We start from the raw sequence: 20,884 nt of genomic DNA, 5'->3' as shown, positions 1-20,884 counted from the left end.
GCGAACCCGTCAGAAAGCCAAGTGATCAACGCTCACGAGGATCTTGTATGAGCCAGGAACCGCACCCATCCCAGTGCGTGGCCGAACAGGAGCAGGGGGCTGCCCTCGCGGACCGAGGTGATCGCCTCGGCCGCTTGGTCCGCGAGGATGTGCACGTCGGTGTGCGGGGGGTTCCCGTCCACGTTCCGCGCGACCGGGGTAGCGGACGGACACCGGCCGTCGATGCGAGGGCGACCAGCCGTGCCGCAAGAGGCTCCCAGGAGTCGGCGGAGCCGCCCGAGCGGGGGATGGACAGGACCTGCCAGGGGAGGGCGGGAGGTACGGGCAGCGGGTAGCGGCGTATCCAGGGCCCGGCGTCCATCATGCCCACCGTTGTCCATCATGCCCGCCGTTCGCGAGGGGTGTCGGGGTCACAGGGAGTGCAGCAGGGCGAGCGTCCCTTCCAGTTCCTCGCGCAGCGCGGCGCCGGCGGCCTCGGCGTCCCCTCGCGCCACCGCGTTCACCAGGGCGGCGTGGCCCTCCTCGCCGTGATGCGCGTCTTCGGAGCGCAAGTGGAGCAACTCGATCAGATCGAGGAGCCGTTGCTTGAGTACCGGCACGAACTGGGTGAACAGGCCGGTGAGCACGGGGTTGTGCGCAGCGGCGACCACCGCCTCGTGCAGAGCGATGTCGGCCTCGACGAACGCGGCGTCGCCGGCGTCCCCGGCGGTCCGGCGTACGGCCAGCGCCTCGCGCAGAGCCGCGATGTCTTCGTCGGTACGCCGCCGGGCCGCCAACTGCGCGGCCTCCACCTCGACCAGCATACGTACCTCGTAGACATCGGTGATGGCCGCCTGCCGCAGCTGCGTGGACCAGTCCTCCTCGGGTGCGGTCGCGATGACGAACACACCCGAACCCTGGCGTGCCCGGACCAGACCGGCACCGGCCAGGGCCCGCAGGGCCTCGCGGACGGTCGAGCGTCCCACACCGAGGGACTTGGACAGGGTGGTCTCGCCGGGGAGCTTGGTCCCCACGGCCCACTCGCCGCTGGTGATCTGCTCGCGCAGCTGGATGGTGGCCTGTTCGACCAAGGGGGAGGGGCGTAGAGCGCCTAGCGACATGGGAGGTTCACCTTCCCGCACCTTTCAGGTTGTCTGAGGAGCAGAGGTGTGACTACTGTACCCGGCATGCTGCTGCGTGAGCTTCTTCTCGGCCGCCGCTGCGGGGCCTGACGCGACCGGCACCCCGCAGCGGGGTTTCGGACTGCGCCGGTCTCCGTACGACCGAACGAAAGTAGTTCCGTACTGTGATGACTTCCGCCCCGCAGAGCGCGGTGTTCCCGACCCTGCGCACCCCCGCCGGTGACGTCCCGGTGGACGCGCCGCACTGGAACCCCCAGCGTCCGAGCGCGATGCCGCACCACCGTTACCGGTCCGCGCACGAGCGGGTGCCCCTGCCGCTGACGGACCGCACCTGGCCGTCGCGCCGGCTGGAACGGGCGCCGCTGTGGGTCCCCGTCGACCTGCGCGACGGCAACCAGGCACTGGCCGAGCCGATGGACACCGAGCGCAAGCGCCGGATGTTCGACCTCCTGGTCACCATGGGCTTCAAGGAGATCGAGGTCGGCTACCCCTCCGCGAGCCAGACCGACTTCGACTTCGTCCGGCACCTGGCGGAGAGCGGCGCCGTCCCCGACGACGTCACCGTCTCCGTGTTCACCGCGGCCCGGCAGGACCTGATCGACCGGACCGTCGCCTCCGTCGAAGGACTGCCCCGGACCCTCGTCCACCTCTACACCGCGACCGCGCCCACCTGGCGCGACGTGGTGCTCGGCCGCTCCCGCGCCCAGGTGCGCGCGCTGATCCACGAGGCGGCCACGCACCTGCTGCGCCGCGTCGAGGAACGGCCGCGCGCCGACATCCGGTTCGAGTTCTCGCCGGAGGTCTTCAACCTCACCGAGCCGGACTTCGTACTGGAGGTGTGCAACAGCCTGTCCGACCTGTGGGAGGCGAGCCCGGACCGGCCGGTGGTCCACAACCTGCCGGCGACCGTGGAGATCGCCACCCCCAACATCTACGCGGACCAGATCGAGTACATGGACCGCAACCTGGCCCGCCGCGACGCGGTGATCCTCTCGGTCCACCCGCACAACGACCGCGGGACCGGTGTCGCCTGCGCCGAACTCGCCGTCCTCGCGGGCGCGCAGCGCGTCGAGGGCTGCCTGTTCGGCAACGGTGAACGCACCGGCAACGTCGACCTGGTGACCCTGGCGCTGAATCTGTACGCGCAGGGCGTCAACCCGATGATCGACTTCTCCGACATCGACGCGGTGCGCGAGGTCGTGCAGTACTGCAACCGGCTGCCGGTCCACCCCCGCCACCCTTACGGCGGCGACCTCGTGCACACCGCCTTCTCCGGCACCCACCAGGACGCCATCTCCAAGGGCCTCGCCCACCACGCCAAGCAGGCCGCCGAGCGGGGCGTACCGGCCGAGGAGGCACCGTGGGCGGTGCCGTACCTGCCCATCGACCCCGGTGACATCGGCCGCACCTACGAGGAGGTCATCCGGATCAACTCCCAGTCCGGCAAGGGCGGCATCGCCCACCTCCTGCACACCCACCACGGCCTGGACCTGCCCCGGGCGATGCGGCCGGACTTCTCCCGCACGGTGCAGCAGGTCACCGACTCCACCGGCGAGGAACTGTCGCACAAGGAGCTGTGGGAGCTGTTCCTCACCACCTACCTCGCCCCGGCCCTGAACGGCCCGGTCACGCTGGAGTCCTGGAACGCCACCGAACCCGCCCCCGGGGAACACCGGTTCACCTGCACCCTGCGCACCGGCGGCCGCGACCACCCCTGCGAGGGCACCGGCAACGGCCCCCTGTCCGCCTTCGCCGACGCCCTGAGCGGCATCGGCGTCACCGTCGACATCCTCGGCTACACCGAACACTCCACCACCACCGGACCGAACAGCCCCGCCGTCGCCTACGCCGAGTGCCGCGTCGACGACACGGTCCGCTGGGGCGCGGGCTGGGACACCTCGGTGCTCACCGCCTCCGTCCACGCGGTCATGGCCGCCGTCAACCGCTCCGGGCGTATCCCCTCCTGAGCACACCCCGGTTCTGTCCGTACCGGACGTGGACGCCCCGCACGACCGCAACCCGGTCCAGCACGAGGTGCCCCTGACCGTCCGGGCCGGGTCGACATGCGCCGGCCGCGTTCCCACGTCGGCCATGTCGATCCGCGGCCCGACCCGCGGCCATCCGTCGAAGGCGCACGACGTGATGCCCTGCCCGGCCACGGTGACCGCCGCGATGAGGGCGGCGAGCAGATGACTGTCCTGGCAGCAGACATCCGGGGCTGCCTCACCGGGGCCCTCCAGTGACATCCGGCGTCCGTATCACTTGGGTACTGAGGACCCACGGTTGAGCCGACTGCGGTCTTGAGGAGGACCGTATCCCGTTCAGTCAGCAGGCGGTTCGGTGGGGTGGTGGCGGTACGGGTCGGTGGTTCGGCTGCTGGTCACGGGCCAGCCTTGCGGGTTGCGGGCCAGCCTTGCGGGTTGCGGGTCGCGGGTCGCGGTGGACAGGACGGTCGCCGGAAGCCGGCCCTCACCGTTCCTGCGACAGCCGCAGGAGATCGGCGAAGGTGCCGCCGGCGTGGACGAGATCGTCGTAGGTGCCCTGTTCGGTGAGGCGGCCCTGCTCCATGACGACGATGTGGTCGGCGATCTTCGTGTTCTCCAGCCGGTGGGTCACGACGATGGTGATCCGGTCCGCCGCGATCGACTTGATCCGCTCGAAGACGGCGTGCTCGCCACGAGGATCCATCTGTGACGTGGGCTCGTCCAGGATCAGCAGCGCGGGGCGCCGGTACAGTGCCCGGGAGCAGGCCAGACGCTGCCATTGACCGCCGGAGAGTTCGCTGCCCCCGAAGACTTCCCTGGCCAGCAGGGTGTCGAGGCCGGCGGGGAGTTCCTCGACCGCCTCGCGCATGCCGACCGCGTCCACTGCCTCCCACACCGCACGGTCGTCGTCGCTGCGGGGCTGGCCGAGGGTGACGTTCTCCCGGGCCCGCAGGGGCCACTGGGCGAAGATCTGCGGTACGAGTCCGGTGCACGCCCAGACGGAAGCCGGGTCGGCCTGGGCGAGGTCGGTACCGTTCCAGGTCACCTTGCCCTTGTCGGCGAGGTAGATACCGGTGATCAACCGGGTCAGGGTGCTCTTGCCCGAGCCGTTCACACCGACGACGGCGAGGATCTCACCGCGCCGCAGGGTCAGGGAGACGTTGTCCACCGCGGGACGGTCCTTGCCGGGGTACTGGTAGACGACCTCCTCCAGCCGGATCTCCGCCACCGGCGCTTCCACCGCCGCGGGTCCCCGCTCGGGCGCTCGGGCGGCGGCGTCGTCGAAGAACGTCCGCATGTCGCCGAGGTAGAGGCTGGTGTGGAAGACGGCGGCGCCCTCGATGACGAGCTGGGCCAGCGCGGCCAGCGTGGTCTGCACGGCCACCACCGCGGTGGCCGCGACGGCTGGTGCGATCCTCCCGGTCACGGTCAGCCAGGCGAGCGTCCCCCAGGTCGCGGCGAGGAACGTCCCGCCCGCCAGGGACGCCAACAGCGCGATCCGCAGCGTCCGGGGGGCCGCGGCGACGGTGCGCCGGTCGACCCGTTCGGACAGGGCCCGGTACCAGTACAGCAGGTAGTCGGTCATGCCGTTGGCGCGGACCTCGTCACCGTACTTCGGTGTGGTGGCCCACCAGCGGGTCATGCTGCGGATGTTGCGGTCGGCGATGTTCGCGTAGTGGACCTCGTAGTCGACCCGGGCGGTCAGGACCGCGCCGACGCCTGCCGGGGCGACGGCCAGCAGGAGCAGCGGCAGCATCAGCGGGTGCAGGACGGAGACGACGACGCCCGCGGTGACCAGTTTGATCAGAGCGGACATGAACCGCTGGGCGTCCATGACCATGACGTGGGTGCGGGCCACGCCCATCTCGGCCGCTTCCTGACGGTCGGAGAAGCCGTCCCCCGAATACGCGGCGGCCTCGACCCGGCAGACGGCCTCGACGAGAGCGGTGTCCATCGCCGTGGTCAGCCGCGGTGTGACACGCCGCTCGGCGTACCGGGCGACGGCCACGGAGGTGCGGGTGACCGCGCTCGCCGCCGCGACGACGGCCAGGGCCGGCAGCGCCTCGCGCAGCCGGTCCGACACGGCTCCGGCCCCGAGGATCGACGTCATGGCACGGGCTGTCGCGGTCAGGAGGACGGCGGCCGCCGCCCCGGTCGCGAGCTGACAGCCGATCAGCACGAGCACGGCACCGCGGTCGATCGCCCAGGCCATGCCCGCGATCCGCGCCAGGACGGACGGGAGTCGCGCGCACAGACCCCGGAAACTGGCCTGTCCCATCGGGTTGACGGAGTACTGTCCCGAGTATGTGATCTCTGCCGGTGGAGGTGGCGGCACGGATCGGGTGGTCGCGGTCAACGAAACCTCTCCTCGCGTCGAAGTCTGAAGCCGGGGGCGGCCACGGCACCGGGCTCAACGACGCGGGCCCTGCTGTCGAACACGCGTGTTTCGGTCGGGCCGGGAATCCTTGGTGCGCATGCACATGCGCTCATGCCCGTTGCATCGATCCCTGCCGCGCAAGGACGAGAGGCAGTTCATCGGTGGCTGAAAAACGGGACCTGGTCCACTACCGTCAGCCGGGGCGAACGATCGGTGTTGCGTGGGACCCGGGGTGAATGCCGGTGCGGCAAGGTGGCCTTCGTGACGGGGGCGGCCGGAGGTCTGGGCCGTGATGTCGTGCGCCGGATGGACGACGGCCGCAGCGGGGACAGCAGCCGGACCTGGGAGACGTGGGGCCCGGCGGGACATCGAGGGCGGCCCGGCCGGCGGAGGGCGTCGGGGCGGGGCCGTGCCGCCGCGTCCTCGGAGTCGGCGGTTGTGGGCGCGGGCCGACGAGACCGGGGCGCTGCTCTTCCCGCACCCCTTCGGCTGCCCCCTCGACGAACGGCTAGACCGGTGGTACCTGTCCGACACCGACGGTGTTCACGGCAGCTCTCGGAGCAGGGCTGCGCGCTGACGTGGCCGAGGACTCACCACCAGGTCACTCCTCGACCGTGAAGCCCTGCTCCTTGCCGTACGTGACGGAGGCGTCCTGCCACATCCGCAACCCCTCGCTCAGTGGGGTGTCCGATACGTAGGCCTTGCCGACGGTGTCGTTGAAGACGGAGTTGGCGTACACCTGGTAGGGCAGGTAGGACCAGTCATCGGCGACCTTCGCGGCCGACTCGGCGAATATCTTGTTGGCCCGCTGCCCGCCGAAGTAAGGGAACTCGACCTCCTGGAACTCCTTGGAGGAGAGCTGCGCGGTGGTTGCCGGGAACGCGCCGTTCTCGACGCGGGTGGCCACACCCTTACCGGCGTTGGCGTACTGGACGAACGCGTAGGCGAGGGCCTTGTCGCCGCCGAGTTCGGGCAGCGAGAGGGCGCTGCCGCCGTTCTCCGCGCTGGCGTCGGCGCCCGCCTGCCACTGCGGCAGCGGGGCGACCCGCCAGTCACCGGCGGCGTCCCCCACACCGGAGGTGAAGTTCGCCGGCATCCAGGCGCCGGTGGCGAGGGTCGCGATGGTGCCGTCGGCGAGACCCTTGTACCACTCCTCGGACCAGCTGACGATGGGCGCGAGGAGCTTCTCGTCGAGCAGCTTCTGCCAGGTGTCGGTGTACTTCTTGGCTCCCGCGTCGGAGAAGTCGATCTTCACGTGGGTGCCGTCGGCCTGGTACGGGCGGGACCCGGCCTGCCAGAGCAAGCTGGTGGTGGCGCCGGCCTCACCGGCGTCATTGGTGAGGTACGCCTTCGGGTTCGCCTTGTGCAGGGCGCGGGCGGCGTCCACGTACTCGTCCCACGTTGCGGGTACTTCGATGCCGTAGGTGTCGAACACCTTCTTGTTGTAGTAGAGGGCCATCGGGCCCGAGTCCATCGGCAGGCCCCAGACGCCCTTCCCGCCGGTCCGGACGCCGTTCCAGGGGCCGGCGGAGAACTGGCCGGACAACTTGTCGGCGCCGAACTCCCTGAGATCGGTGAGCTGCTCGGCCAGCGCGTACTGGCTCATGGCGTAGTACTCGATCTGGGCGACGTCGGGGACGCCCTTCTTCGCCGATATGGCGTTCTGCAGCGCCGTGTACTGGTCGGCGCCGGTGCCCGAGTTGACCAGGCTGACCTTGACGCGCGGGTGTTCCTTCTGGAAGTCGGCGGCCACCTGCTTGAGGGTGGGCTCCCAGGCCCAGACGGTGAGGTCGCCGCCCTTCTCCAGCGCGGCGTCGATGTCCGCCTCGGAGACGGCCGCGCGGTCCGTACCGGAGCCGTCGGAGTTGTCGGAGTCGCCGCAGCCACCGGCGCCCAGCGCGAGGACGCAGAGCAGAGCCGTGCCGCCCAGCAGGCGGCGGGGGAATGTGCGCATGGTCTAACTCCACAGGTCGCCGTACTTTGCCGTATCTCGCAGTACCTCGCCGTACCTCGCCGTACAGATGACCCGCTCCGGAGCCCGGCCCTCCATCGTCATGTTCACGTAAACGTTCGGTGACGGCATGTCTACCGGCTCCCCTCACCATGGTCAAGGAGCCCGACAGGGGAGCCCGACAGGGGGAGTCACTCCCACACGACGACGTTCCGCCGTACCGGCGTCGCCCCGGTGTCGGAGGCGAACAGCTCGGGGGAGCGGGACCGGATCTGCTCGATGTCCTCGAAGACCGCTCACAGGTGACTGGCGGCCTCCCTGTGAGCCTGCTGGACGGCGGTGCGGTGAGTCTCGTGACGGTCGCGGCCGTGTTCATCAGCAACGTGCCCGAGGGACTGTCCAGCTCGGCGGGGATGAAACGGGCGGGGCGGAGCAAGGCGTACGTCTACGGGGTGTGGGCGGCGATCGCGGCGGCGAGCACGGTCTCCGCCGTACTGGGTTACACGGTGGTCGGAGCGTTCTCCCCGGCCGTGATCGCGGCCGTGACGGCGGTGGCCGCCGGAGCCATCCTCGCGATGGTCGCGGACACCATGATCCCCGAGGCGTTCGAGGACGCGCGTCTGGCGATCGGGATGATCACCGTGTGCGGGTTTCTCGTGTCGTTCGCCCTGTCCCACAGCTGACCTCCGCCGAGCCGGCGCGCGCGAGCCGGTGTCACATGGTGACGGCGAGGGTGCCGGACACGGAGCCGTGGGTGCGGGCGGTGATCGCCCGCGGGAGGTCGTCGAAGGGGTGGGTGGTGGTGTTCAGTCGCAGGCTGCCGTCACCGAGGGCGCTCAGCAGACGGTGGAAGACGTCGTCGGGCACCTGGCGGCGGACCATGTTCACGGGCAGCAGGGTGACGTCCCTGGCCAGCAGGGCGGGCAGGTCGAGGGTGAGGGTCCGGCCGGCGACGTAGCCGATGAGGACGGCGCGGCTTCCGGGGCGCAGGGCGGGGAGGAAGGTCGGGAGCGTGTCGCCTCCGACGGTGTCCAGCAGGACGTCGATGCCGCCGTCGGCGGCTGCCGCGGCCAGGGCCTCGGGTCCGCTTCCGATGAGGGTCTCGTGGGCGCCGTCGGGAACGGCCGCGGCTTGCCTCTCGTTCCGTACGAGGGCCAGGACGTGGGCCTTGGCACGGGCGGCCAACTGCACGGCCAGGGACCCGACGCCGCCGGAGGCTCCGGTGACCAGGACCCGTTCGCCCTCCTGGACGGCGCCGAGCGGTCCGACAGCCGCCCAGGCGGTCGTCATGGGTGAGTAGCAGGTCGCGGCCAGGGCCGCGTCGACGTCCTCGGGGACCTTCCGCACCGCCGTGACGGGGGCCGTCACCCGCTGGGCCCAGGTCCCCGGACGTTCCAGACCGACGCCGCCCCCGCGGACGAGGACGCGGCGGCCCCTCAGCGCGGCTTCTCCGCCGATGACCCGGCCGGCCCCGGCGGTGCCGGGGACGAACGGCAGACCGGGCCGGTAGGCGAACGTGCCGGACGTCAGCGTGAGGTCGAGGTGGGTGACGGCAGCGGCCTCCATGGCGACGGTCACCTCACCGGCGCCCGCCGGGCCGGGGTCGGGAACGTTTTCGATCACGGGGGCTTCGTTCCACCGGTACAGACGGGCGGCGCGCATCGCCGGGCTCCTCACATGGTCGGGTCCCGGCCTGGACGCGACGGTACGGAGACCGCCGTGGGCCGGGTGGCCTCAGGAAACGCCCGGACAGCCGGACCGGCAACTGTGTCCACACCCAGCGATTACCCGCGTATGCAAGTGTCGCTGTGCGCTGTACTCCTCGTGCACCTTCCCGACGCTCACGCTGGCGAGGTGGCGGCGCATCGCCCGCGCGGCGCGCGGGCGTTCCCCGGCGAGCAGCGGGTCGGCGATACGCACGTGTTCGGCGCACCGGATGATCGCTCGGTCGCGTCTGAGGGAGCGACGGTATTCGATCAGCCGGCGCGGCCGGTCGACGCGGTGCAGGACGTCGATGAACATCGAGTTGCGGCTACAGGACATCACCGTCTGGTGGAAGCGGCTGTTGAGGTCGCACACGGACGTGTTACAGGGCCTCGCGGTCGAGGACGAAGCCGGGTTCGAGGACGGCGGCCGGCTCGATGGTCAGGCGGAAGCGGTGACTGTCCTCGTAGGCGCGCGTGGTGGTGAGGACCGGCTGGAACTCCCAGCCGTAGCCGGGAAGGCGTTCGGTTCAGCCCTCCACGGCGATGCGGCGCAGCAGATCATCGGAGTAGGGCACCGGGCACCACCCGCAGCCTCTTCGACGCGGAGCCGTCCCTCGCCGTCGACGCGGCCACAGGGGTCCGCCGGCACCGGAACGATGCCGGCGCACCCCTGTGGCCGCTGATTTCCGTTCGTCACCTCCGGCGACGGTGTCGGTGGGGCCTCGTCACGTGCGGGTCCAGTGCTGGTTGCCGCCGTTCGAGCAGGAGTAGAGCTGGATCAGGGTGCCGTTGGCGGTGCCGTTCCCGACGGCGTCGAGGCAGAGGCCGGACTGGACGCCGACGATGGACCCGTCGGAGGCGAGGCGCCACTTCTGGTTGTCGCCGCCCCAGCAGCTGTAGATCTGCACTCTGCTGCCGTTGCCGGTGCCGGCGGCGTCCAGGCACTTGTTGCCGTAGACCCTCAGCTCGCCGGCGTCGGTGTAGGTCCACTGCTGGTTGGTGCCGCTGTAGCAGTCCCACAGCTGGAGCTGGGTGCCGTCGGTGGTACTGGAACCGGGCACGTCCAGACAGCGGCCCGAACCGACGCCCTTGATCTGTCCGCCGTCCGCGGGGGGCGTGGAGGTACCGCCGTTGAGCGCGTCGAGGACGGCGGTGTAGGCGGGCTTCTTGCTGCCGTCGCCGTTGAACAGCAGCGGTGTGTCCCCCGAGCGCCAGGAGTCCGTGTCGCGCACACCCCAGACGGTGATGCCGAGGCAGCGCGGGACGGCCAGGCAGTCGTTGGTCACGTTGGCATAGGTCGTCGCCGAGGCGCCCTGGATGTCCAGCTCGGTGACGGCCACGTCGACGCCGAGGGCGGCGAAGCTCTGCAGGGTGGTGCGGAAGTTGCTGTTGTAGGGGCTGCCGCTGTTGAAGTGTGACTGGAAGCCGACGCAGTCGATGGGCACGCCGCGCTGCTTGAAGTCGCGGACCATGGCGTACATGGCCTGGGTCTTGGCCCAGGTCCAGTCCTCGACGTTGTAGTCGTTGTAGCAGAGCTTGGCGGCCGGGTCGGCGGCGCGCGCGGTGCGGAAGGCGACCTCGATCCAGTCGTTGCCGGTGCGCTGGAGGTTGGAGTCGCGCCGGGCGCCCGAACTGCCGTCGGCAAACGCCTCGTTCACGACGTCCCACTGGGCGATCTTGCCCTTGTAGTGGCCCATCACGCCGTTGATGTGGTCGATCATCGCCTGGCGCAGGGTGCTGCCGCTGAGGCTCTGCATCCAGCCGGGCTGCTGGGAGTGCCAGGCCAGGGTGTGACCGCGTACCTGCTTGCCGTTCTGCACGGCCCAGTTGTAGACGCGGTCACCGGCGGTGAAGTTGAACTGTCCGCGTTGTGGTTCAGTCGCGTCGATCTTCATCTCGTTCTCGGCCGTCACCGAGTCGAACTCACGGTTCGCGATCGTCGTGTACGCCGAGTCGCCCAGCTTGCCCGAGGCGATGGCGGTGCCGAAGTAGCGACCGCTCTGCGCCGCGGCGGCACCGAGTGTGCTCTCGGCGGCGTGTGCGGGCGGCGGTGCGGCCAGCGCGGCGACCGTACCGAGGACGCCGGCGATCAGCGTCAGCAGCAGGCCGCGGAGCTTCCCGCGGACGACGGATCTCGCAAGGGCGTACGAGCCCATGACTGTTGCCTCCAAGGTAGACGTACAGACGTACGGAAGAACCGGAGTCGCACCGGTGCGGGCGCCCGCACCAAGGAGAAGCCGTCGCCGGACCGGGCGGTCCGGCCGGCGTAGGCACCTGCGGTGGTGCCGATGGGGAGTCGATCGCGGCGGCCCGCCCTTCGAGCAATCTGGATGATAGGAGGCTCAGAAACCCCGTCAACCCCTGCCGCACGATTCGGTCCAGAAGCCGAAACATTCGGACCTGCTGGAGTCCGGCTTCCGCCAGGGCGGCGGGGTGGGGCGTCGTGGTGCGTCTCCAAGATCCATGGGGTCGTGGCGGGTTCGTACTGGCACCATGCGAGATCGGCGTGTCGCGTCGCGCCCGAGGTCGTCGAAAGGTTGCGACGACAGGCGCGATGCTTGCGGGAGGTATTGACGCCGTTCACCGGGTCCCTAAGATGCGAGACGCTCGACACTTCGACACATGTTCGATATTACGAACATGTCATGCGCACTTCAGGCATGGAGACCCATCGGCACCGTCTGCTCACGGTTGAGGGAGATGCCCCATGTACAGAGGTAGTTTCGGCCGCGGACATCCGTCCGCGGTGCTCGCCGCCCTGGTCGCGGCCCTGGCCGCCTTGGCGGCGCTGCTCGTCGCCGTCCCCGCACAGGCGGTCTCCAGCGGCGCCTTGCGTGGCGCGGGTTCGAACCGGTGTCTCGATGTGGTGGGCGCCGGACAGACCGACGGCACCCAGTTGCAGCTCTACGACTGCTGGAGCGGCGGCACCAACCAGCAGTGGACGCTGACGGACACCAACCAGCTCACCGTGTACGGAAACATGTGCCTGGACGTTCCGGGCCATGCCACCACGGCCGGTACCCGGGTGCAGATCTGGACCTGTTCCGGCGGCGCCAACCAGCAGTGGCGGGTGAACTCGGACGGCACGGTCGTCGGCGTGGAGTCCGGGCTGTGTCTGGAGGCCGCGAGCGCCGGCACGGCCAACGGTACGGCGGTGCAGATGTGGACGTGCAACGGCGGCAGCAACCAGAAGTGGACCGGCCTGACCGGAACACCGGGAGGCACATGTTCCCTTCCCTCGGCGTACCAGTGGTCCTCGACAGGTGTGCTGGCGCAGCCGGCGAACGGATGGGCCGCGGTGAAGGACTTCACCACCGTGACCTACAACGGCAAGCACCTGGTCTACGCGTCGAACGTGTCGGGATCGACATACGGCTCGATGATGTTCGGCCCCTTCACCAACTGGTCGGACATGGCCTCGACCGGCCAGAGCGGGATGAGCCAGGCCGCGGTGGCGCCGACGCTGTTCTACTTCGCGCCCAAGAACATCTGGGTGCTGGCCTACCAGTGGGGTGCCTGGCCCTTCATCTACCGCACGTCGAGCGACCCCACCAACCCCAACGGCTGGTCCGCTCCGCAGCCGCTGTTCACCGGGAGCATCTCCGGGTCCGACACCGGCCCGATCGACCAGACCCTGATCGCCGACGGGCAGAACATGTACCTCTTCTTCGCCGGTGACAACGGCAAGATCTACCGCGCGAGCATGCCGATCGGTAACTTCCCGGGCAACTTCGGCACGTCGTACACGACGGTCATGAGTGACACGAAGGCCAACCTCTTCGAGGCCGTACAGGTCTACAAGGTGCAGGGCCAGAACCAGTACCTCATGATCGTCGAGGCGATGGGCGCGAACGGGCGCTACTTCCGCTCCTTCACGGCCTCCAGCCTGAGCGGCTCATGGACCCCGCAGGCCGCGAGCGAGTCCAGCCCCTTCGCGGGCAAGGCCAACAGCGGTGCCACCTGGACCAATGACATCAGCCATGGTGACCTGGTCCGCGACAACCCCGACCAGACCATGACCGTCGACCCGTGCAACCTGCAGTTCCTCTACCAGGGCAAGTCCCCCACCGCGGGCGGGGACTACAACCAACTGCCGTGGCGGCCGGGCGTCCTCACCCTGCGGCGCTGACCCCCGATCCCGGCCCCGGCCGCGCGGCGGTCGGGGCCGAACCCGCAACCCCCGCACACGGTCCGGCGCCCGGTGTGCCGCCCCGGCCGTCATCGGCTACCGCGCGAGAACCAGACCCAGCGAACGTTCCAGACCCGCGGCCCCCTCCTCGGTCACCCGGACCACGCGCGGCGCCGCGCCCCAGCGGATCCAGTCCAGTTGGAACAGCCGGGCCGTCAGTACGGCGCCGAGCCCGCCGGCCAGGTGGTGGCGGTGCTCGCTCCAGTCGACGCAGTAGCGCACGGCGGGGCGGCGCGGTGGCAGCCGGTCGGTGTCGACACCCAGTTCGCCGAGCTGTGCCCGGCCGCTGTCGGTGAGGACGTAGTGGATGTCGCGTCCGTAGGAGGCGGGACGGTCGTGTACGGCCTGCACGGGGCGGTGGACGCCGTCGTGACCGGTCAGCACACCGCGGTCGAGCAACGCGCCCATCAGGCCGGTGCCGAGCTGTCCGGCCAGGTGGTCGTAGCAGGTGCGGGCGAGGTGCAGGGCGTTGGTGCGGTTGCTCTGCTTCAGCGAGGTGACGGGCAGGGGCGGGGCGATCAGCGCGAGGGCCTCCAGGGCGGCGGAGACGTCCGGACCGGCCAGGCGGTAGTAGCGGTGCCGGCCTTGCCGGCTGACGGTGACGAAGTCTCCCTCGACCAGTTTGGCCAGGTGCGCGCTGGCGGTGGCGGCGCTGACACCCGCCTCGCCGGCCAGTGCGCTCGCGGGCAGGACACGGCCGTCGGCCAGGCACTTGAGCATCAGGGCCCGCGACGGGTCGGCGATCAGCGCGGCGGCGCGGGCGATGTCGGTCTGCTGCTTGAGCGGCTCGCTCGTCATGACCGCAGCGTACGACAGCGTACGACCTCGACACTTCGACCCACGACGAAGCGTCCGGCTCCGATGATCCCCCCCCCATGAGAGCAACGCACCTCGCCGTCCGCACGGGGCCGACCACGGGTCCGACCACGGGACCGACCACGGTGCCGGGCTCGCGCTCGCCGACCGCGTAGGCCACCGCCGGACGTTCCTGACCGGACTCGGTGTCTTCACCGGCGCCTCGGTGGCCTGCGCCCTGGCCGGAGCACCGGCGCCGCTGATCGCCATCCGGCCGACGGCGACCACGCGGCCCCGTCAGCGCCCGGTGGCGGACGGGCCCGGCATGCCAGAATAGGAAAACCGCCAGTCGGCCGTCCCGCTCACCCGCCCACCGCCCAGCGTTCACCCGCTTACCTCCCACCGCCCACCGCCCACCGCCCAGCGTCACCGTCCACCGGAGTCGTCCGTGTCCAAGCCCGTCGCCCGGGAGCCGCAGCGCCGCAACGCGCGCTCGAACCGGGCGCGCATCCTGGCCACGGCCCGCCGCGAACTCGGCCGGAACCCGGACATCACCCTGGAGGAGTTGGCGCGCGCCGCCGGAGTCGTACGGCGCACCCTGTTCGGGCACTTCCCGGGCCGGGCCGCGCTGCTGGAGGCCCTGGCCGAGGAGGCTTCGGACAGTCTCCGGACGGCGATCGAGCGCGGGGTGCGGCGGTCGGCGCCGGCGGATCACGCCCTGGCCTACTTCTGGCTGTCCATCTGGCCCGTCGGTGACCGGTACCGGATGCTGCTGTCGCTGGCCCGCCACGACCTCGGCGAGGAGCGGGTCACCGGCATTCTCAAGCCGGCCCGTGAGGAGGCCACGGCCATCCTGCGGCGGGGGCAGCGGGACGGTCTCTTCCACACGCACCTGGCTCCTGCCGTGCTCAGCGCCGGCCTCGAAGCGATGACCGTCGCCCTGCTGGAGGAGGTCAACTCCGGGGCGCTGGAGGACGCCGGGACACGGGTGGCGGTCGTCACCCTCATCGCGGCCGGCGTACCGGAGAAGCGGGCGCTGACCGTCGTCGACGCGGCGCTCGCCGAGGCGACGAACGAGGCGCCGAACACCGAGGCGCCGAACACCGAGGCGACGAACGCCGGCTGACCGGCGAAGACTCCCTGCCTCGCTTGTAGCGTTCCCTCCCCGTTCCCTCCCCGTATCCGCTGCTCGGCATGCCCGTGACCGGCCAGGTCCCGAACTATTTGCACACCGGTGGGCAACAAACTAACCTGCCCACGGATGTGCAATTAACTGGTTCCGCCGTCTGGAGTCCCCGATGCCCCTCGCTGTCACCACACCCGTCGAGAAGATGTCAGGGCCGTACGCACGGCGCTGGTGGGCTCTGCTGGTGTTGTGCCTGAGCCTGCTGATCGTCGTCATGGCCAACACGTCCCTGATCGTGGCCGCTCCGGCCATGACCCGGGATCTGGGGCTCAGCAGCAGCGACCTGCAGTGGGTCATCGACGGGTACACCGTGCCCTACGCCGCGCTGATGCTCGTGCTCGGCTCCATCGGCGACAAGTACAGCCGCCGCGGCGCCCTCCTCACCGGGCTGGTGGTCTTCGCGGCCGGCTCGGTCATGGGCAGCCTCGTCGACGAGACGGCCCTGGTGATCACGGCCCGCGCGGTGATGGGCGTCGGGGCGGCCGTGGTCATGCCGGCCACGCTGTCGCTGCTGGTCGCCATGTTCCCGCGGGCCGAGCGGGCTCGGGCGATCACCGCCTGGACCGCCACGTCCGGCCTCGCCATCGCCGTCGGCCCGCTGGTCGCCGGCTGGCTGCTGGAGGACCACGCCTGGGGCTCGACCTTCCTGATCAACGTCCCCATCGCGGTCGCGGCCGTGCTCGGCGCGCTGCTGCTGGTGCCGCCGTCGAAGGCGACGGGCATGGGACGCATCGACTACGTGGGCGGCCTGCTGTCCATCGTCTCCGTCGGCTGCCTGGTGTACGCGGCCATCGAGGGCCCGCGCTTCGGCTGGGGCACCGGCCCGGTCACCGCCGCCGTGGTCGCCGGAGCCGGCTCGCTGGCCTTCGTCGCCTGGGAGCTGCGCCACCCGCACCCCATGCTGAACGTGCGCAGGTTCGCGCAGCGCCCGTTCAGCGGCTCCATGCTCGCGGTGCTGTTCTTCTTCTTCGGCACGTTCGGCGCCCTCTACTACGCCACCCAGTACCTGCAGTTCGTCCTCGGCTACGGCCCGCTGGAGACCGGCGTGCGCCTGCTGCCGCTGGCCGGGGCGGTCTTCGTGGGCGCCGCTGCCACCGGCAGGCTGGCCCCGAGGCTGGGCATCAAGATAATGGTCGTCACCGGCATGCTGGTCGGTACCGCGGCCGTCTTCCTGCTCACGCGGATCGACGCGGACTCGGCCTACGGTGACTTCCTGGCGCCGCTGCTCCTGCTGGGCTTCGCGATCGGGCTGAGCGTGTCCCCGGCCACGGACACGATCATGGGTTCCTTCCCCGAGAGCGAGCTGGGGGTGGGCGGCGGCGCCAACGACACCGCGCTGGAACTGGGCGGTGCCCTCGGTATCGCGGTCCTCGGTTCGCTGCTCGGCACGGGCTACCGGGACAAGCTGGCCGGCCTGGTCGGCGACAGCCTCCCGGCCGCCGCGCTGGACACCGCGCAGGACTCGGTGGGCGGCGGACTGGCGGTCGCCCGGCAGGTGGCGGCCGACCCGGCCGGCGGGGCCCGGCAGGCACAGGCCCTCGTCGGCGCGGTCCACGAGTCCTTCGCCCACGCGGTCGCACGGACCAGCCTCGTCGGCGGCATCATCATGACCGCCGGTACGCTGATCGTCCTCGCGGTCCTGCCCGGCCGTCGCCGCACCGCCGACCCGCACGCGTCCGACGCACCGAGCACCGGCGCGCGGAAGGCGGAGCCCGCCGAGCCCGACCGGGCGTAGGGCGAGTCGTCGACGGCCCCGTCGAAGGAGTCGTCCCGACGGTCGCCGCCGGGGCGCCGCCCGGATCAGCCGGGTGAGTCGCGGGCCGCGGGCCCCTCGTAGAACGAAGTGCCTCACCGGCCGGTCGTCCATGACCCGGCCTCGGTTGCGGGAATCGGCCTTGCAGCGGGCGAGTTGGTGGTCACCGCCGGCTTCGAAGGCCGGCCCGGCCGCCCACAGCAGGGCTCCCGCCACGTCGAGCGGGCCGAGCGGCGCGGCCGTGTACTGGGCGGTCTGGACAGGCAGCGACAGGAGCCACACCAGTGCGTCCTGGAGCAGGTACACCGTGCGCAGCGGGTACCCGCTCGCGGCACGCACCCGAATCCCGCTCGACGAGCTGATCACCTGCCCGTGGATCCTGCCGGGGGCGGAGACGGCCCTGCGCACGGAACCGGAGGAGTTCTTACCCGGTGCCACGCCGGGTCGACGGGGTGTCGACGGGGTACTGCGGCGCCCGCCCGGTTCCGCGACCGGCTGACGGCCTTGCGGCCGGCCGGCGACCGGGGTTCGACAGGGACGGGCACGACGGGGTCCCGGTCACCGCTGCCTGCGGTTTCGCGTCGGTTCGCGATCTGTCGCCCGGGACCGGCCGATCAGGCGTGGTCGGTGATCGAGCCGTTGCCGACTCCGCCGCGGGCGGGCCGGCCGGTCTCGGCAGAGGTGAGGAGGCGAAGGCGGGTCAGGGTCTCGCGGACGACGTCCCGCAGGTCGCGGCCGTCGGTGGCGTGGCCCCATTGGCTGAAGGCGACGCGGAACACGGCGCTGCCGATCTCGGCGGCCAGGCCGGCCTCGGTGTCGGCGACATCTCGCTGCCGCAGGGCGTCGGTGAGCGCGGCTGTCAGGGCCGCCTGTTTGATCAGCTCGCGTTCGCGGAGATCGGTGTTGGCCGTGATGACCGCCTGGCGTGCCCGCGCGCGTTCGCGGTCGTCGCCCGTGAGCCGGGCAATGGCGTCGAGTACGGCGGCGACGACGTCCAGCGCCGACGCCGTCGGGGGCGTCGTCTCCACGACGTCCCGCACCTGCTTCGCCAGGTCGGCCGAGCCGTCGAACAGCACCTCGCGCTTGTCGGCGAAGTGCCGGAAGAAGGTACGGGCGGTGACGCCGGCGCGCTGGGCGATGTCGGCCACCGTCGTCTGCTCGTAGCCGCGGTCCGTGAACAGTTCCAGCGCGGCCTCGCGCAGTCGCTCCCTGGCCCCAGGTTCCCACCGTCCCATGCCGCGAGTGTAGGCGAGGCCGTCCGGTGACCTGCCGTCGCTCGCGTGATGTCACCTAGTGACATCAGCAGTGCTAGAGTGATGTCATCGAATGACATCACTTGTGGAGGCGGTTATGCGGCGGATCCAGTACCACCAGTACGGCGGCCCCGAAGTCATGCGGCTGGAGGAGTTCGAGCCGGCCCGGCCCAGGAGCGGTCAGGTACTGGTCCGCGTACGGGCCGCGGCGGCCAATCCGATGGACCGGGGGCTCCGCGCCGGCGCCATGAAGATGGTGACCGGACGGACCTTCCCCCGTGGGCTGGGCCACGATTTCGCGGGCGTCGTCGAGGCGGTCGGACCGGGTGTCACCCGGCTCCGGATCGGTGACGAAGTGCTCGGCGGAGCATCGATCAAGGCGTCGGGGGCCTTCGGCGACGTGGTCGTCGCCGACGAGAAGGCGGTCGTGCACAAGCCCGCGAACCTCTCCTTCGGGGAGGCCGCCGCCCTTCCGACCGTAGGGCTCACCGCCTTCCAGGCCCTGACCAAGAAGGGCGAACTACAGCCTGGGCAGCACGTGTTCATCAACGGCTGCCTCGGCGGAGTCGGCCGGGCCGCCGCTCAGATCGCCCTGGCGCGCGGCGCTCTCGTGGCGGGCAGTTGCCGTGCCACCGCCGTGCAGGACGCCCGCGACCTCGGCATCGACCCGATCGTCGGGTTCGGCTTCGACCCGGGGGCGCTCAGCGGGCGATTCGACATCGTCCTCGACACCGCCCACACGCTGTCCGGCAAAGAGGCGAGGCAGATGCTCAAGCCGGGCGGGCGTGTCGTCGGCCTCCACCCCACGCCCGCGGCGTTCGTGAGGGCCGCTCTGCCGGGCCCCTTCCGCGTCCTGGTCGCCCAGGCCGTGCCGGAAGACCTCGATGAGGTCGCGCACGCCGCCGGAGAGGGCGCCCTGCGGGTGCCGATCGCCCGCACGGTGCCGCTCGGCCAGGCCATCGAGGCGCTCACCGAACTGGAGCGCGACGGCACACCCAGGGGCGGCAAGCTCATCATCACGACCGGCTGACGCTCGCCTCCGGCCGACCGCCGGCTTCGGCTTCCCCCACTACAGGAGCTCATCGCATGGGTGCACAGATCTGGATACTCGGCGGCACCGGGCGCAGCGGCCGTACCATCGCGGCGCAGCTCGCCCTGCGCGGCCTGCCGGCCGTCCTCGTCGGCCGGGACGAGAACCGCCTGCGCGCCGCGGCGGAGCGGACCGGCAGCGAGACGCTGCCGGCTCCTTCCCTTGCCGCCGCCGCGTCGGAGGTACGGCGGCAACGGCCCGGCGTGGTCATCAACACGGTCGGGCCGTTCACGGCGACGGCCCCCGACGTCGTCGACGCCTGCCGTGGAGCGGGCAGCCATTACATCGACCTGGCGAACGACGTCACGGCGCTCACCGCCGCGTTCGAGACGCACGACGCGGCCGTCGGGGCGGGGCACACGCTGGTCACCGGCGCCGGGTTCGGAGTGACCGCCACCGAGAGCGTCGTGGTGAAGCTGTGCGCGGGCCGTCCCGCACCGCTTGAAGTCCGGGTGGACATGGTGCCCTCGATGGCGATGACGGCAGGCACTGCCGGCGAAGCCCTGATCGGCTCCCTCTTGGGCGCCCTCGAAGGCCGTCGGATCACCGACGGCCGTCCGGCACCCGCCCGGATCTTCAGCGACGCGGTGCGTCTCACCCTGCCGGACGGATCGCAGGTGACCACGGCGAGCATGCCGTTGGGCGAACTCCTCGCGGCTCACCGGGCGAGCGGCGCCCGCCATGTCCTGTCGGCGTCCAGCGAGGCACCTTCCTCGCCCGTCGTCCGGGCGATGATGCCGGCCGTGAGCACGCTCATGCGGTGGGAGCGACTGCGGTCGTTCACCACGCGCCGCCTCGCACGGGTACGCGTCAAGGCGAAGGAACGGCCGCGTGACCACTCCTGGGGGCACGCCGTCGTCACCTGGGCGGACGGGGAGATCCGAGAGGGCTGGCTGCGCCTGGGCGACGCGCAGGAGTTCACCGGAGCGGTGTCCGCGGAGACCGCCCGGCGGCTGCTGGCCGGTGAGGGCCGACCCGGCGCGTACACCCCGGCCGCCCTCTTCGGCCCTGCCCTCGCCGTATCGTGCGGCGCCGCATACCTGCTGCCCGGCCCGGCCGGCCCTGACACGTGACCGGCCCGCCCGCCGAAGCCGGTCACGTGTCAGGACCGGCGGGTCCTCGACGAACTGGAGCACCGGGTCCTTGACGAACTGGAGCACCAGGACCGGCGCCGGCTGCCCCGGTGAGCAGGCGGGCCACCCGCTCACCGGGGCCGCGCGGTCCCGGCCCGGCTTGCCCAGTGGGCCTCAGAGGTCGGTGACGGTGATGTCGATGTCCACGCTGCCGTCTTCGGAGGACAGGGTGTACCTGCCGTTACCGGCGAAGTTCTTGGTGCCGCGGGCGAGGTAGTCGTCGCCGCTGAGGGCGTCGTACTCGTCGACGTACGCGCCTATGCTCGCGATGTCCGACGAGGCGAACGGCAGGTTCATGGACGGCGCGGCGCTCGCGCGGGCCGGGGTGGAGTTGCCCTGGTTCTG

Annotated in this window: 16 protein-coding genes and 3 pseudogenes; 9 read left to right on the top strand and 10 right to left on the bottom strand. The window is 71.1% G+C overall.

Features of this window, described 5'->3' with window-relative positions:
- Positions 1–410: 410 nt before the first annotated feature.
- Entirely contained in the window at positions 411–1,100 is a 690-nt protein-coding gene (locus UW392_RS57465; protein WP_320783465.1) for a FadR/GntR family transcriptional regulator, read from the bottom strand.
- Positions 1,101–1,288: 188 nt separating this feature from the next.
- On the opposite strand from UW392_RS57465, the gene leuA reads away from it, so the two are divergent.
- Complete coding sequence (gene leuA, locus UW392_RS57460; protein WP_320783464.1) at positions 1,289–3,088, top strand: 2-isopropylmalate synthase; 1,800 nt, start codon at positions 1,289–1,291, stop codon at positions 3,086–3,088.
- Between the two features lie 502 nt (positions 3,089–3,590).
- On the opposite strand, the gene UW392_RS57455 is transcribed toward leuA, so the two are convergent.
- Positions 3,591–5,384: an ATP-binding cassette domain-containing protein gene (locus tag UW392_RS57455; RefSeq protein ID WP_320783463.1), complete on the bottom strand. Its 1,794-nt coding sequence runs from the start codon at positions 5,382–5,384 to the stop codon at positions 3,591–3,593.
- 535 nt (positions 5,385–5,919) lie between these two features.
- On the opposite strand from UW392_RS57455, the pseudogene UW392_RS57450 reads away from it, so the two are divergent.
- Positions 5,920–6,024 (top strand): annotated as a pseudogene (locus UW392_RS57450) (amidohydrolase); the annotation flags it as partial.
- A 60-nt stretch (positions 6,025–6,084) separates the two neighbouring features.
- Here UW392_RS57450 and UW392_RS57445 read toward each other — a convergent pair.
- A complete protein-coding gene (locus UW392_RS57445; protein WP_320783462.1) occupies positions 6,085–7,437 on the bottom strand; it encodes an ABC transporter substrate-binding protein in 1,353 nt (450 codons plus the stop codon).
- A gap of 167 nt (positions 7,438–7,604) precedes the next feature.
- Here UW392_RS57445 and UW392_RS57440 point away from each other — a divergent pair.
- Positions 7,605–8,117: pseudogene (locus tag UW392_RS57440) on the top strand (ZIP family metal transporter); the annotation flags it as partial.
- Between the two features lie 31 nt (positions 8,118–8,148).
- Here UW392_RS57440 and UW392_RS57435 read toward each other — a convergent pair.
- Positions 8,149–9,057, bottom strand: a complete 909-nt coding sequence (locus UW392_RS57435) for a zinc-binding alcohol dehydrogenase family protein (RefSeq protein ID WP_320783461.1) — start codon at positions 9,055–9,057, stop codon at positions 8,149–8,151.
- 111 nt (positions 9,058–9,168) lie between these two features.
- Positions 9,169–9,456 (bottom strand): hypothetical protein, encoded by a 288-nt coding sequence (locus UW392_RS57430; RefSeq protein ID WP_320783460.1) that lies wholly within the window; start codon positions 9,454–9,456, stop codon positions 9,169–9,171.
- Between UW392_RS57430 and UW392_RS57425 the strand changes: the two genes are divergently transcribed.
- Positions 9,449–9,823 carry a hypothetical protein gene (locus tag UW392_RS57425; RefSeq protein WP_320783459.1) on the top strand — a complete coding sequence of 125 codons (375 nt, stop codon included), beginning with the start codon at positions 9,449–9,451 and terminating at the stop codon, positions 9,821–9,823. The genes UW392_RS57430 and UW392_RS57425 overlap by 8 nt on opposite strands.
- A gap of 42 nt (positions 9,824–9,865) precedes the next feature.
- Here the strand turns inward: UW392_RS57425 and UW392_RS57420 are convergent, their stop codons facing one another.
- Positions 9,866–11,296, bottom strand: coding sequence for an endo-1,4-beta-xylanase (locus UW392_RS57420; protein ID WP_320783458.1), 1,431 nt, complete (start codon positions 11,294–11,296; stop codon positions 9,866–9,868).
- Positions 11,297–11,847: 551 nt separating this feature from the next.
- On the opposite strand from UW392_RS57420, the gene UW392_RS57415 reads away from it, so the two are divergent.
- Positions 11,848–13,269, top strand: a complete 1,422-nt coding sequence (locus UW392_RS57415) for a non-reducing end alpha-L-arabinofuranosidase family hydrolase (protein ID WP_320783457.1) — start codon at positions 11,848–11,850, stop codon at positions 13,267–13,269.
- Positions 13,270–13,365: 96 nt separating this feature from the next.
- On the opposite strand, the gene UW392_RS57410 is transcribed toward UW392_RS57415, so the two are convergent.
- A complete protein-coding gene (locus UW392_RS57410) occupies positions 13,366–14,127 on the bottom strand; it encodes a winged helix-turn-helix domain-containing protein (RefSeq protein WP_320783456.1) in 762 nt (253 codons plus the stop codon).
- Between the two features lie 445 nt (positions 14,128–14,572).
- Between UW392_RS57410 and UW392_RS57405 the strand changes: the two genes are divergently transcribed.
- Positions 14,573–15,250 carry a TetR/AcrR family transcriptional regulator gene (locus UW392_RS57405; RefSeq protein WP_320783455.1) on the top strand — a complete coding sequence of 226 codons (678 nt, stop codon included), beginning with the start codon at positions 14,573–14,575 and terminating at the stop codon, positions 15,248–15,250.
- A 172-nt stretch (positions 15,251–15,422) separates the two neighbouring features.
- Complete coding sequence (locus tag UW392_RS57400) at positions 15,423–17,045, top strand: MFS transporter (RefSeq protein WP_320783454.1); 1,623 nt, start codon at positions 15,423–15,425, stop codon at positions 17,043–17,045.
- A gap of 126 nt (positions 17,046–17,171) precedes the next feature.
- Here UW392_RS57400 and UW392_RS57395 read toward each other — a convergent pair.
- Positions 17,172–17,384, bottom strand: a pseudogene (locus UW392_RS57395) (DUF1295 domain-containing protein); the annotation flags it as partial.
- Positions 17,385–17,677: 293 nt separating this feature from the next.
- On the bottom strand, positions 17,678–18,298 hold the full coding sequence (locus UW392_RS57390) for a helix-turn-helix domain-containing protein (protein ID WP_320783453.1): 621 nt from the start codon (positions 18,296–18,298) through the stop codon (positions 17,678–17,680).
- 115 nt (positions 18,299–18,413) lie between these two features.
- On the opposite strand from UW392_RS57390, the gene UW392_RS57385 reads away from it, so the two are divergent.
- Together UW392_RS57385 and UW392_RS57380 are read left to right on the top strand one after the other, a co-directional pair.
- The gene (locus UW392_RS57385; protein ID WP_320783452.1) at positions 18,414–19,346 is read left to right on the top strand and encodes an NADP-dependent oxidoreductase; all 933 of its coding nucleotides are present in this window, start codon (positions 18,414–18,416) and stop codon (positions 19,344–19,346) included.
- A 56-nt stretch (positions 19,347–19,402) separates the two neighbouring features.
- Positions 19,403–20,479 carry a saccharopine dehydrogenase NADP-binding domain-containing protein gene (locus UW392_RS57380; protein ID WP_320783451.1) on the top strand — a complete coding sequence of 359 codons (1,077 nt, stop codon included), beginning with the start codon at positions 19,403–19,405 and terminating at the stop codon, positions 20,477–20,479.
- A gap of 174 nt (positions 20,480–20,653) precedes the next feature.
- Here the strand turns inward: UW392_RS57380 and UW392_RS57375 are convergent.
- A partial coding sequence (locus tag UW392_RS57375; protein ID WP_320783450.1) for a hypothetical protein occupies positions 20,654–20,884 on the bottom strand: 231 nt, incomplete at its 5' end.

This window comes from Streptomyces sp. CRN 30 (genome assembly GCF_034105845.1).
The sequence above is the reverse complement of the archived record's forward strand: the minus strand, read 5'-3'. Positions and strand labels throughout refer to the sequence as shown.